General features: G+C 27.9%; 11 protein-coding genes, 1 tRNA gene and 2 pseudogenes. 11 read left to right on the top strand and 3 right to left on the bottom strand.

Annotated elements, in window-relative coordinates:
* Nucleotides 1-268: 268 nt before the first annotated feature.
* Nucleotides 269-463: a molybdenum cofactor biosynthesis protein gene (locus FPD38_RS06850; RefSeq protein ID WP_147555980.1), complete on the bottom strand. Its 195-nt coding sequence runs from the start codon at nucleotides 461-463 to the stop codon at nucleotides 269-271.
* A 100-nt stretch (nucleotides 464-563) separates the two neighbouring features.
* Here FPD38_RS06850 and FPD38_RS06855 point away from each other — a divergent pair, with 100 nt between their 5' ends.
* The 3 genes from FPD38_RS06855 (at nucleotide 564) to FPD38_RS06865 (ending at nucleotide 4,128) form a co-directional block, all read left to right on the top strand.
* Nucleotides 564-1,631: a tyrosine-type recombinase/integrase gene (locus FPD38_RS06855; RefSeq protein ID WP_147555981.1), complete on the top strand. Its 1,068-nt coding sequence runs from the start codon at nucleotides 564-566 to the stop codon at nucleotides 1,629-1,631.
* Nucleotides 1,632-1,708: 77 nt separating this feature from the next.
* Nucleotides 1,709-2,965 (top strand): UDP-N-acetylglucosamine 1-carboxyvinyltransferase, encoded by a 1,257-nt coding sequence (gene murA, locus FPD38_RS06860; protein WP_147555982.1) that lies wholly within the window; start codon nucleotides 1,709-1,711, stop codon nucleotides 2,963-2,965.
* Nucleotides 2,962-4,128: a molybdopterin molybdotransferase MoeA gene (locus tag FPD38_RS06865; RefSeq protein WP_147555983.1), complete on the top strand. Its 1,167-nt coding sequence runs from the start codon at nucleotides 2,962-2,964 to the stop codon at nucleotides 4,126-4,128. The genes murA and FPD38_RS06865 overlap by 4 nt, the downstream gene beginning before the upstream one ends.
* 131 nt (nucleotides 4,129-4,259) lie before the next feature.
* Here FPD38_RS06865 and FPD38_RS06870 read toward each other — a convergent pair whose 3' ends face one another.
* Nucleotides 4,260-4,553: a hypothetical protein gene (locus FPD38_RS06870; protein ID WP_147555984.1), complete on the bottom strand. Its 294-nt coding sequence runs from the start codon at nucleotides 4,551-4,553 to the stop codon at nucleotides 4,260-4,262.
* 110 nt (nucleotides 4,554-4,663) lie between these two features.
* Between FPD38_RS06870 and FPD38_RS06875 the strand changes: the two genes are divergently transcribed.
* Together FPD38_RS06875 and FPD38_RS06880 are read left to right on the top strand one after the other, a co-directional pair.
* Nucleotides 4,664-4,738 (top strand) — tRNA-Gly (locus FPD38_RS06875).
* A gap of 347 nt (nucleotides 4,739-5,085) precedes the next feature.
* Nucleotides 5,086-5,347 (top strand): annotated as a pseudogene (locus FPD38_RS06880) (cysteine peptidase family C39 domain-containing protein); the annotation flags it as partial.
* A gap of 4 nt (nucleotides 5,348-5,351) precedes the next feature.
* On the opposite strand, the pseudogene FPD38_RS06885 reads toward FPD38_RS06880, so the two are convergent.
* Nucleotides 5,352-6,619, bottom strand: a pseudogene (locus FPD38_RS06885) (Cj0814 family flagellar-dependent secreted protein).
* Between the two features lie 181 nt (nucleotides 6,620-6,800).
* On the opposite strand from FPD38_RS06885, the gene flgA reads away from it, so the two are divergent.
* From flgA to speA, 6 genes are read left to right on the top strand one after another with little or no spacing between them, the layout of a single operon-like run.
* The gene (gene flgA, locus FPD38_RS06890) at nucleotides 6,801-7,469 is read left to right on the top strand and encodes a flagellar basal body P-ring formation chaperone FlgA (protein ID WP_261798311.1); all 669 of its coding nucleotides are present in this window, start codon (nucleotides 6,801-6,803) and stop codon (nucleotides 7,467-7,469) included.
* Nucleotides 7,466-8,047, top strand: a complete 582-nt coding sequence (locus FPD38_RS06895) for a UbiX family flavin prenyltransferase (RefSeq protein ID WP_147555985.1) — start codon at nucleotides 7,466-7,468, stop codon at nucleotides 8,045-8,047. The genes flgA and FPD38_RS06895 overlap by 4 nt, the downstream gene beginning before the upstream one ends.
* Before the next feature lie 3 nt (nucleotides 8,048-8,050).
* The gene (coaD, locus tag FPD38_RS06900) at nucleotides 8,051-8,527 is read left to right on the top strand and encodes a pantetheine-phosphate adenylyltransferase (RefSeq protein WP_147555986.1); all 477 of its coding nucleotides are present in this window, start codon (nucleotides 8,051-8,053) and stop codon (nucleotides 8,525-8,527) included.
* Nucleotides 8,518-9,102 (top strand): dTMP kinase, encoded by a 585-nt coding sequence (gene tmk / locus FPD38_RS06905; protein ID WP_147555987.1) that lies wholly within the window; start codon nucleotides 8,518-8,520, stop codon nucleotides 9,100-9,102. The genes coaD and tmk overlap by 10 nt, the downstream gene beginning before the upstream one ends.
* Nucleotides 9,095-10,321: a histidine--tRNA ligase gene (gene hisS, locus FPD38_RS06910; protein WP_147555988.1), complete on the top strand. Its 1,227-nt coding sequence runs from the start codon at nucleotides 9,095-9,097 to the stop codon at nucleotides 10,319-10,321. The genes tmk and hisS overlap by 8 nt, the downstream gene beginning before the upstream one ends.
* Entirely contained in the window at nucleotides 10,318-12,147 is a 1,830-nt protein-coding gene (gene speA, locus FPD38_RS06915; RefSeq protein WP_147555989.1) for a biosynthetic arginine decarboxylase, read from the top strand. The genes hisS and speA overlap by 4 nt, the downstream gene beginning before the upstream one ends.
* Nucleotides 12,148-12,173 lie beyond the last annotated feature (26 nt).

The raw sequence follows: 12,173 nt of genomic DNA on the forward strand, positions 1-12,173 counted from the left end.
TTTAATACAAAAGTTAAAATGCTTTAGATATCTATATATTAGTATTTTTATTATATATGATATTTATAAGAGTAAAGTAAAATATAAAAGTTTGAAAATTATAGTTTTCAATACAAAATATATAAAATTTCAATATTTTACTATTTATCATATAATTTTATGTATATATTAAGTTTTATTTAAAATATTTTTTATTAGATAAATTGCTTAAAATTTAAAGTTTTTATACATTTGGGTATAAAATATTAATTTGATTGTTTTTTTGGATTTATTTAGATTTTATGATTAATCTTGAAAGTTGTTTTGCTAAAAGCATAGCACTATTTTCATCTTGAGAAAGTTTTTTCATATTGTTTTTAAATTCATAAAGTCTTTTTTCTTGTGCAAAATCAGTTTTAGTAATGTTATTTTGTTTTAAAGTATTATTTTGCTTGGTTTGTGGAGTTTTTTTCTTAAAAAACATAATTATGCCCTATTTTGTTTTTTAACATTATAGCTAGATAATTTTAAGTAAGATTTATTTATAATTTTTTAAGCTGTTTTGAAAGTTTTGGAGATTGAAAATGAAATATCCACTCGATTGTGAAGAAAGTTTTGAAAAATCATTTTTATTTTGGCTTGGTAGATATGTTAAATTTAAACTTAACTCTTTATCTAATAAAGAATTAAAAGATCCCCAAGCTTTGGCTGTGGTAAATTTAGCTTTAAGTAAAGGTGTTAAAAATATACAAGAGCTTGACGCTTATGTAAAAAAAGCTAGAAATGTAGGACTTAGTGGTGTAAATACATATTTTAATCCTTTAAAAAAACTTTTTGAATATTTGATGTTTTATAAACTTTACTCACTAAAACAAATCGATGAAGAACTTTTGGTGGAAATTTTAGCAAGTATTAGCGCTTCATTATCTGATGCTAGTAAGAAAAACTATCGTATTGCGGTAATTAACTTTTTTGCATTTTTAGATAAACAAAACAAAGAAGAAAATAAAGCTCATATTTTTGATATAAATCTTAAAAATTGGGGTGGTATTAGCGGTATTAAAGGTGTGAAATTGCCTGAGTATATGAGCGAAGAAGAAGTGGGTAAATTTTTAGATGCTATTGATGAGATTGATTTTAAAAATAATACCATTCGTAATCGCTTGATTATAAAAATTATCATTTTTACAGGAATTAGAGTTAGCGAGGCTATCAATATAAAATTAAAAGATATCAATGAAGAAAATGATCTTTATATCATACGCATTAGAGCCAAAGGAAACAAATATCGCGTTGTAATGATAAAAAAAGAGCTTATAGAGCATCTTTTAAAAGATGTAAAAGTAAATTATCTTTCACAAGATGGACTTTTATTTGTAAATCGTAATGGCAAAGCTTTAACTCAAGCTTATGTTTCTCGCATAGTAGAGCAAATTTTATTTAAAGCAGGAATTCGCAAGCAAAAAAATGGAGCTCATATGTTAAGACATACTTTTGCTACCCTGCTTTATAAAAAGCAAAAAGATTTGGTTTTAGTTCAAGAAGCACTAGGGCATGCGAGCTTAAATACTTCAAGAATTTATACCCATTTTGATAATGAAAAACTAAAATTAGCCGCAGAAGTAGCTAAAAAACTTCACGATAAAACTTAAGTGATTAAGATTTATAAAATAAGTTTTTACTATAAAAAGTTATAATATATATTTTGCAAATTTAAGGATATTTTAATATGACTTATTTAGAGATTGATGGGGTAGAAAAATTAAGTGGTGAAGTCATTATAAGCGGTGCAAAAAATGCTGCATTACCTTTGATAGCTTCGAGTATTTTAGCTAAAAATGAAGTTCAAATTTCAAATTTACCAAATGTAGCAGATATTTGCACCCTGCTTTCTTTACTTGAAAATTTAGGTGCAAATTATACTTTTAATAATAATCAAGCATTAATCAATACTACAAATTTAAATAAAACTATAGCAAAATATGACATAGTAAGAAAAATGCGCGCTTCTATACTTACTTTAGGTCCTTTATTAGCTAGGTTTGGAAATTGTGAAGTATCTTTGCCTGGTGGTTGTGCTATAGGACAAAGACCTATTGATTTACACCTTTTAGCCTTAGAAAAAATGGGAGCTAATATAGAAATCAAACAAGGTTATGTAGTAGCCAATGGAAAGCTTAAAGGTGCTGATGTGGTTTTTGATAAAATCACTGTTACAGGTAGTGAAAATATCATTATGGCAGCGGCTTTAGCTCATGGCAAAACAAGACTTTTAAATGTTGCAAAAGAGCCTGAGGTAGTTCAACTTTGTGAAGTTTTAGCTAGGGCTGGACTTGATATACAAGGCATAGGGAATTCAGAGCTTGAAATTTATGGAACTAGCGGAGAGCTTTTAGAATTTAAACCTTTTGAGATTATCCCTGATCGTATTGAAGCTGGGACTTATTTGTGTGCAGGGGCTATTGTAAATTCAAAGATTACATTAAAAAAAGTCGATGCTACTCATCTTAGTGCAGTTTTAGCAAAATTAGAGCAAATGGGGTTTAGCTTTGATATTACTAAAGATAGTATTAGTATAAATCCAGCTAAGCAAATCAAGCCTGTTGAAATTTTAACTAGCGAGTATCCAGGTTTTCCAACTGATATGCAAGCACAATTTATGGCGCTAGCGCTTAAAGCAGATGGTGCAAGCATTATAGATGAGAGATTGTTTGAAAATCGTTTTATGCATGTAAGTGAGCTTTTAAGAATGGGTGCTGATATAAGATTAAATGGGCATATTGCTACTATAAATGGCACAAAAGAGCTTTTTGGAGCCGATGTTATGGCTACTGATTTGCGTGCGTCTTCAGCTTTAATTTTAGCAGCTTTAGCGGCTAAAGGCACAAGTAAAATTCATAGAATCTATCATCTTGATAGAGGTTATGAAAACTTAGAAGAAAAATTTAAAAAATTAGGAGCTAATATAAGAAGGCTTGAAGAATGAAAGATATTTTTGCTACTTTAGAATTTTTAAAAGAATACATCAAACCAAAAGCTAAATTTGAAAAAGTAAATTTAACTAAGGCTTTAGGAAGAATTTTATATGAAGATATTTTTGTTTTAAAAAATTTACCTTCTTTTGATAATTCTGCTTTAGACGGCTATGCACTAAATTATGCTGATAAAAAATCTTTGCTTACTATAAAAGGAAGCATCCTAGCAGGCGATAAAAATTCTTATGTATTAAATAAAAACGAATGTTATAAAATTATGACAGGAGCTAAGATCCCACAAAATGCAAATACTATTTTGATGTTTGAGGAAGCTTTATTTGAAAATAAAAAATTAAATGCTATAAATGTCAAAGAAAACAATGCCATCCGTTTAAAAGGAGAAGAAGCTAAAGTCGGTGAGCTTTTATTTAAAAAGGGGCAAAAAATCACTTCAGCTATGATAGCTATGTTTGCTGCACAAGGAATTTATGAAATAAATGTTGTAAAAAAAGCTCGTATTGGAATTTTTTCAGGTGGAGATGAGCTAGTAGAACCTTGGGATAATGCAGATGAAAATAGCATATATAATGCTAATGCTTTTGGAATTTATGCTATTTTGCAAGATTATGCAGATGTGGAGTATTTAGGGCTTGTAAAAGATGATTTAAGTGCATACAAAAAGCTTTTAGATAATAAAGAATTTGATATGCTTATTAGTAGTGGTGGAGCTAGTGTGGGTGAGGCTGATTTTATAAAACAAGCTTTACTTGAGTGTGGATTTGAGCCTATTTTTGAAAAAGTTAATGCCAAACTTTGCAAACATGTAAAACTTTTTCATAAAAATGGCGTACTTTTTTTAGCTTTACCAGGAAATCCTTTAGCTTCTTTAATCTCAACGCATATTTTTGCTAGAAATATTTTAAATTTATTCTATGGACTAAATTTATTACCATTTTTAAAAGCAAAACTAGCAAATGATCTGAAATTTAAAAGCAAAAGAAATGATTTTGTATTTGGAAAATTATCACAGGGAATTTTCATGCAAAATCAAGTCAAATTTAGCTCAGGTATGATAAAGCCATTATATGAAAATTCATATATATTTATAAGCAAAGAAGATGTGTTAGAATATAAAAAAGATCAAGAAATTGAAATTTTACAAATTGGCGATTAATTCTTCTTTGTATTTTTCATTTTATCTTCTGCAAGTTTTATTTTGCTTTAAAAGATAATCAAAAGGTAAATCATACAAAGAAGATTTTTTATTTTGTCCTTTGTTGCTATTGGAAAATAATTCTTCAAACATTATCTTGCATTATCCAAAGTTTTAAAAAGATTATTTATAACATTTTCTTGATTCTTTTCATATTTACTTTGACGGAATTTTTCCCAAGCATATACGCTAAAATCTTTAGAAATATCTTTGATGTTTAAATCAGTATTGTTGAAATTTTCATTTTTTTCTTTTTTGTATTTTTCTTCTTCTTTGTTTTTTAAAGCATTTAATGTAGCTTGAAATTCATCTGAAGAGGTATTTTTTTCTTTAATTTTCGTCATATTGTTTAAAGCCAAAGTGTTTTGTTTATCATTTACTAGCATGAAATCTCCTTTTTTTGATTTAAAATTTATAAGCAAAAAATATTCCTTATTTTTATATACTTGACTTTAATATAAACTTTTGTTAAAATCACGCCCTACTTTAAAAATAAGCGGGAATAGCTCAGGGGTAGAGCACAACCTTGCCAAGGTTGGGGTCGCGAGTTCGAATCTCGTTTCCCGCTCCATTTCTTTCATACAATTAATTTAAATTTTAATATCTATAATTTTTGGTATAGTGTTTTTATTAAATCTTTCTATGTTATCATCATTAATTTTATACCAAAAAGAATTTCTAGTTCTTCTCTTGTGTTAAATTTATTCTTTAAAAGCTTTTTTTATAAGTTTGTTTTTTTGCGTTATTATTTTTATAGTTTCTTTGTTTCTATTTTTACTTTGTATAGGTTTAAAAGACTTTTTGTCTTTTTGAAAATTTTTAAGATTCCTTGATATTTTTACCAAAATCAACAGAGTGTATTTTTTGAAGTTTAAAATATTTTTCTTTAAAATATATTTGATTTTGTCAATATATTATATATCAATATTCGTAAAAATTGAAAATGATCCACGCTTTCCCATTTTGTAGTAATTATTAATTATAAAGGGGGTTATTTACAAGTATTTGATCCAAGTTATGGAGAATATATAAGCTCTAAAAGTCAGTTTTTAGTGTGTGGGATAGATATAATAAAGGTGGATATGCTTTAATTGTAGCACCAAAAAAAGAATTAAAGAAATTTAAATTAAATATACCAAAACATTTATTTTTTGAAATAAATCATTTTGGTATAAATTAAAAGATTACGCCCTAGTTTGATTTAAAATATTATTTAATTTATCCATTACAGAATTTACATAAGAATTTATACTTTCATTGCTAGGAGACCAGCCGCTAGCTTTAGCTTGATTAAACTGATTATCAAACCAAGCTCCGCCATAACCTATGCTTGAATTTTGCCAAGCAATATTATTTTCTTTGGCATAAATTTTAGAATCAAGCCAGCCATCTTGAGCGTGTGCCTTTAAAATTTGTGCAAAATCGACTTTACCTGTCATAATATCATTTAAAGAGGCTAAAGAACCATCAAAACTTTCTTTTGCCATAGCGTCTTTAAATGCTTGAATTTGAGGATTGACTTTGGTGCTTCCACCTTCTAAAACCTCTCCACCACTAGACTTTAAAAAACTCATAAATAAAGCTTCTTTGGTATAGCTTCCATCTTCATTTTAGGATAAACAGACATATCAGGATTAAAAGTATCTTTTGTTATATCACTATCTAAATTTTGAGTTTCCATACTTTCAGGTGAAAAATCTAATTTTTCAATCCCGTATTGATAGAATTTTGCATTCCTATGTTATCTATAGCATTGTATTGCTCTTGTGTATCATAAAAATTTGTTATAGTTTGTCTAGATTTTCTAAAGAAGCAAAATTGTTATTTGTATTATAAATGCTATAACCTTTTGGTAAAGAATTTAAATCTTCTATGCTAAAACTAGTCTTATTAGAATTTTCAAAACTATGATTTATGATTTGATCAAATTTAGAATAATATTGTCTTATGGTATCAGCTATATCTATATTTGTGTAATAACTACCAGTTACACCCAATGAATTTTTACTTGATGTACTAAAATAATTTTCCTTATTATATCTATATATTTCATCTAAAGTAGATTTGTGTATCTTAAAATCTTCAGGTAATCCTGCAGCTTTATTAAAATCACTTCCCATATACCCTTTTAGCATCTACACTATAACCATAAGCCATAGAAACAGGGTTATTAGCTTGTTTATATTTTAAAGTATAAATAGAATTTTTAAAATCACTTGATATATGATAATTAGGAGAATCGCTTTTAATACTATTTTGATTTGACATTGCTTCATTAAGTGCTAATGTTTGAGTATTACTACTTTGAATTTCAACTAATTTACTAGCATTTTGCTTAATAAAAGTATTTGCAAAATTTGTTTTTGAACTTGTTTTATTTTCTTTATTAGCTTTTGTTTGTGAAATAATAGAACCATAAAGAGGAATTATCATTTATACTAAATATGCTCATTGAAATTCTTTAGATTTAGATTTTTGCCTTTAATCTTCAATCTTGCATTTTTACAAGCAAATTTTATTTCAAATTTTAATAATGTTTATCATAAATTAATTTCCAAATTTTAGTATTTTCAACTAAAATCAAACTTTTTTTAAGTATGATATGTGCCAAATTTTTAGCTTAAAGGTTTGAGTTGTTTATAAAAAATATTGTTTTACTTTTATTTTTTTACACTTTAAATTTTGCTTCAAATTTTGATGAAGTTAAACTAGCTTTGATTAAAGAATTTAAAACAAATTATCCGCAAATTGAAATCATCTCTTTAGAGCTTAATACTCAATCAAGTTTGCCAGAAGATTTTAATCAATATGTTTTTTTAAAACTAGGAAATCATAATTTTGAAAAAGCAGATGGTTTTATCAAGGCTGAATTTAAAACTCCTGAACAATTTAAAAAAAACATATTTTTTAAATATTTTTTAAAGGCTAAATTAGAAGTTTTGCAAAGCACTCGCCCTATTTCGCGTAATGAAAATTTAAGCCCTGCTAGTTTTAAGATAGTAAAAATTCCTTTTGACAAAGTCCCATCAGGTATTTTAAAAAAAGATGAAATAGCAAATTTAATTGCTAAAAGCAATATTAGAGAAAATATGATTTTAAAATACAATATGTTTAAGACAAAAACTTTAATCCAAAGAAATGACTCAGTTTATGGGGTGATGAAAGATGGGGATTTAAGTATGATTATAGAATTAAAAGCTATGCAAAGTGGGAATTTAAATCAAAGAATTCGTCTTAAAAACAAAGAAGGTAAAGTTGTCCATGGTAAAGTGATTAGTAAAAATTATGTGGAGATTAAATGAGAAAAATTCTTGTAAATATAAGTGGAGCTAGTGCTTGTGAGTTGGGATTTTTGCTTTTAAAATATCTCAAAAATAAGGGTGAAATTTTTACTATCGTTTCTAAAAATGCTCAAATTAGTTTTAAAAAAGAAAACTTGAATTTTATTAGTGATGATTTTATAAAAGATATTAGTGATGAATTTGATTTAGAGCATGTGAAGTTTTTAGACAATGAGAATATAAGTGAGTGCGTTGCTAGTGGATCTTTTGGTATAGATACGACTTTTATCACCCCTTGTTCGGTTAATACTTTAGCTAAGATTGCTTGTGGGATTAGTGATAATCTTATCACAAGAAGTGCAGCAGTGGCTTTAAAAGAAAGAAAAAAACTAATATTAGGTGTTAGAGAAATGCCCTATTCTAGCATATCTTTAGAGCAAATGATGAAACTATCTTATCAAGGTGTCATCATAGCTGCACCCATCATAGCAAGCTATGCCAAGAATGAAAATTTAGATGATATGAAAAAATTCATTATAGGTAAATGGCTTGATCTTGCCAATATAGAGCATAATTTATATAAAAGATGGGAAGGATAATTAATGGCTTGTTTGTATCCTGGGACTTTTGATCCTATTACTAATGGGCATCTTGATGTGATTTTAAGAGCTAGTAAAATTTTTGATGAAGTTGTTGTGGCTATAGCAAGAAATGATAGTAAAAATCCTATGTTTGATTTAGATCATAGAAAAAAAATGGTTCAACTTGCAACAAGCCATATAAAAAATGTAAAAATAGTAACTTTTGATAATTTGCTTGTAGATTTTGCAAAAGATTTAAATATCAATATAATCATAAGAGGTTTAAGAGCGGTGAGTGATTTTGAGTATGAGCTACAAATTGGGTATGCAAATCATATGCTTTGGGAAGATTTTGAAACTATATATCTTATGCCCAATTTAAAAAATTCATTTATATCAAGTTCTATTGTAAGATCAATTTGTGCCCATAATGGTGATGTAAGCAAACTAGTGCCACAAGAAATCATACCTTTGTTAAAGGAGAAAAATTGTATATAGCATTTGAAGGGGTTGATTGTGTAGGTAAAAGTACTCAAATAGAGCTTTTAAAAAAATGTTTTAAAGACGCAGTTTTTACTAAAGAACCTGGCGCAACAGAACTTGGGGAAAAGATAAGAGCAATTTTACTTGAAAGTAAGATTGAATTTTCTAAAAAGGCTGAGTTACTACTTTTTTTAGCAGATAGAGCTAATCACGCAGATTTACTTTTAGCGCAAAATAAAAATAAATTAATCATTTCAGATAGAAGTTTCATTTCAGGTATGGCTTATGCAAAAAACGAATTTGATAAACAAATGCTTTTTGAGCTGAATTTTTTTGCCACAGGAGGGATTTTTCCTACTAAAGTGGTATTTTTACATGCAACCAAAGAGCTTATAGAACAAAGATTATCTTATAAAAATTTAGATAGTATAGAAAAAAGAGGTATAGAATATTTCATGCAAATTCAAGATGAGCTAGAAAAAACTTTAGAATTTTTAAAAACTAAGATTGATTTTAAAGTATTAAAGCTTGATGCTAGTTTGAGTATAGAAAATTTACACGAGAAAATTAAGGAATTTATCAATGATTAATGCATTAAAAGGTATGAAAGATTTACAAGATGAACAGGCTTTATTATATGAAAAGGTTGTTAAAACTTGCGAAGAAGTAGCAAAAAATTACGGGTTTAGTTTTATTAATTTTCCACATTTAGAATTAAGCAAGCTTTTTAAACGCAGTGTTGGTGAAAGCTCTGATATAGTAGGTAAAGAAATGTATGAATTTATCGACAAAGCAGGTAATGAAGTATGTTTAAGACCTGAGGGAACAGCTGGGGTTGTAAGATCTTACATAGAAGCTAAAATGGATAAAAATCAAAGCATAAAAAGATGGTTTTATCATGGTTCTATGTTTCGCTATGAAAGACCACAAAAAGGAAGATTACGCGAATTTCATCAATTTGGCGTGGAAAGTTTTGGTATAGCAAGTGTATTTGAGGATGCAAGTATTATTTTGATGCTAAATGAAATTTTTAAAAGATTAAATATCCGCACTCAATTAAAAATCAATTCTTTAGGATGTAAAACTTGTATGAATGAATATAAACAAAAATTGATTTCTTTTTTAAATTCTAAAGAAGGTTTTTGTGAAGATTGTATAAGAAGAAAAGAGTTAAATCCTATTAGAGTGCTTGATTGTAAAAATGAGCATTGTCAAAATTTACTTGCCAATGTGCCAAAATTGAGTGAAAATTTGTGTGAGTGTTGCAAGAAAGATTATGAAAAATTACAAAAACTTTTAAAAGATAATAAAATGGTTTATGAGTGTGATGAAAAATTAGTGCGAGGGCTTGATTATTACTCTAAAACTGCTTTTGAATTTATTAGTGATGAAATAGGTGCAAAAGCTGCTGTCGCAGGTGGTGGTCGTTATGATAGATTAATAGAATACTTAGATGGTAAAAGTGGCTATGGTATAGGGTTTGCTATGGGTATTGAAAGGATTATGGCTATTTTAGAACAAAATCAAACCAAACAAGCAAGAGATGGAATTTATTTATGTGCTTTAGATGAAAAATACATAGATGAAATTTTTAAATTAGGAACTATTTTAAGAAAAAATCATAAAGTTTTAATAAGCTATGAAGCTAAAAAACTTGCAAAACACCTTAATCAAGCTGATATTTCTAATGCAAAGATATTTTTATGTATGGGTGACGAAGAATCTTTAAAAGAAGAAATTTTTTATAAAAATTTAGAAAGCAAAGAAAATAAAAATATAAAATTAGCAAATTTGGAGAATGAGATATGATTGATTATGGTGTTAATATTTGGGGAGCAAATAATTTTATCATCGAAAATGGCAAAGTTTGTGTAAATCATGGCAAAAAACCAGCCATTATAGATATAGTAAATACTTTGCGTGATGATGGCTATAAAGGGCCTTTGTTGCTTCGTTTTCCTCATTTAATCCATAAGCAAATTGAACAAATTTATGAAAAATTTGCCAAAGCTAAAAAAGAATTCAATTACAAAGGTTCTTTTAATGCTGTATATCCACTAAAGGTTAATCAATACCCAGGGTTTGTTAAAAATTTAGTTAAACTTGGTAAAACTTATAACTATGGCTTGGAAGCAGGAAGTAAGGCTGAGCTTTTATTAGCTATGGCTTATAATAACGAAGGTGCGCCTATAACGGTAAATGGTTTTAAAGATAAAGAGCTTATTAATATGGGTTTTATAGCTTGTGAAATGGGGCATAATATCACTTTAACTATGGAAGGACTTAATGAGCTTGAAGCTATGATAGAAATAGCTAAAAATCGCTTCAAACCAAAGCCAAATATAGGCTTAAGAGTTCGTTTGCACTCAGCAGGAGTTGGAATTTGGGCAAAAAGCGGTGGTATAAATTCGAAATTTGGTCTTACTTCTACTGAACTAATAGAGGCTGTGAATTTATTAAAAACTAATAAACTTTTAGATCAATTTACTATGATACATTTTCATCTTGGCTCACAAATTACCGAAATTCATCCTTTAAAAAAAGCTTTAAATGAAGCGGGAAATATCTATACTGAACTAAGAAAAATGGGAGCAAAAAATTTAAAAGCTATCAATCTTGGTGGAGGCTTGGCTGTGGAATATTCTCAGTTTAAAGATGAAACAAGTAGAAATTATACTTTAAGTGAGTATGCAAACGATGTAGTGTTTATTTTAAAAAGCATTGCTGAGCAAAAAAAAGATCTTGAGCCTGATATTTTTATAGAAAGTGGGCGTTTTGTAGCGGCTAATCATGCTGTGTTAGTAGCCCCTGTTTTAGAACTTTTTTCGCAAGAATACACTGAAAGTAAGCTTTTATTAAAAGAAAACAATCCTAAATTAATTGATGAACTTTATGATTTATACAAAAGCATCAAAGCTTCTAATGCGTTAGAGTATTTACATGATAGCATTGATCATATGGAAAGTATTTTGACTCTGTTTGACTTAGGATATGTTGATTTACAAGATAGATCAAATAGTGAAATTTTAGTGCATTTAATTATGCGAAAGGCTATTTCTTTAGTAGGTGATCAAGCTGATTTATCAAGCTTGCAAAATGAAGTACAAGAAAAATACTTAGTGAATTTTTCTTTGTTTCAATCTTTACCTGATTTTTGGGGTTTAGAGCAAAATTTTCCCATAATGCCTTTAGATAGACTCAATAAAAAACCAACTAGAAGTGCGAGCATATGGGATATAACTTGCGATAGTGATGGAGAAATTTCATATTCTAAAAATAATCCTTTATTTTTACATGATATTGATGTGGAAGCTGAAAATTATTTTCTAGGATTTTTCTTAGTTGGGGCTTATCAAGAAGTATTGGGTATGAAACATAATCTTTTTACTCACCCAACTGAAGCAAGTATTAGCATCAATGAAAAGGGTTTTGAGATAGAAAGTGTATTAGAAGCTCAGTCTATTTTGGATACTTTAGAAGATCTTGATTATGATATACACGCTATAATGGATAGTATCAATGAAAAAATTCATGCTTCAAAGCTTGTGAATGAAAATCAAAAAAAACATATTTTAGGTGAAATTTATTTATTTTTAAATGATAATGGTTATTTAAAAAGCATAGGTTCTAAATGAATGTTTTTTTAAATAAGAAAAAATAG

It is taken from the genome of Campylobacter volucris, from assembly GCF_008011665.1.
Taxonomy (GTDB): Bacteria; Campylobacterota; Campylobacteria; order Campylobacterales; family Campylobacteraceae; genus Campylobacter_D; species Campylobacter_D volucris_A.

Coding starts and splice junctions, on each gene's coding strand:
- FPD38_RS06850 (WP_147555980.1), bottom strand. CDS start 463: ATGTTTTTTAAGAAAAAAACTCCACAAACCAAGCAAAATAATACTTTA.
- FPD38_RS06855 (WP_147555981.1), top strand. CDS start 564: ATGAAATATCCACTCGATTGTGAAGAAAGTTTTGAAAAATCATTTTTA.
- murA (WP_147555982.1), top strand. CDS start 1,709: ATGACTTATTTAGAGATTGATGGGGTAGAAAAATTAAGTGGTGAAGTC.
- FPD38_RS06865 (WP_147555983.1), top strand. CDS start 2,962: ATGAAAGATATTTTTGCTACTTTAGAATTTTTAAAAGAATACATCAAA.
- FPD38_RS06870 (WP_147555984.1), bottom strand. CDS start 4,553: ATGCTAGTAAATGATAAACAAAACACTTTGGCTTTAAACAATATGACG.
- FPD38_RS06895 (WP_147555985.1), top strand. CDS start 7,466: ATGAGAAAAATTCTTGTAAATATAAGTGGAGCTAGTGCTTGTGAGTTG.
- coaD (WP_147555986.1), top strand. CDS start 8,051: ATGGCTTGTTTGTATCCTGGGACTTTTGATCCTATTACTAATGGGCAT.
- hisS (WP_147555988.1), top strand. CDS start 9,095: ATGATTAATGCATTAAAAGGTATGAAAGATTTACAAGATGAACAGGCT.
- speA (WP_147555989.1), top strand. CDS start 10,318: ATGATTGATTATGGTGTTAATATTTGGGGAGCAAATAATTTTATCATC.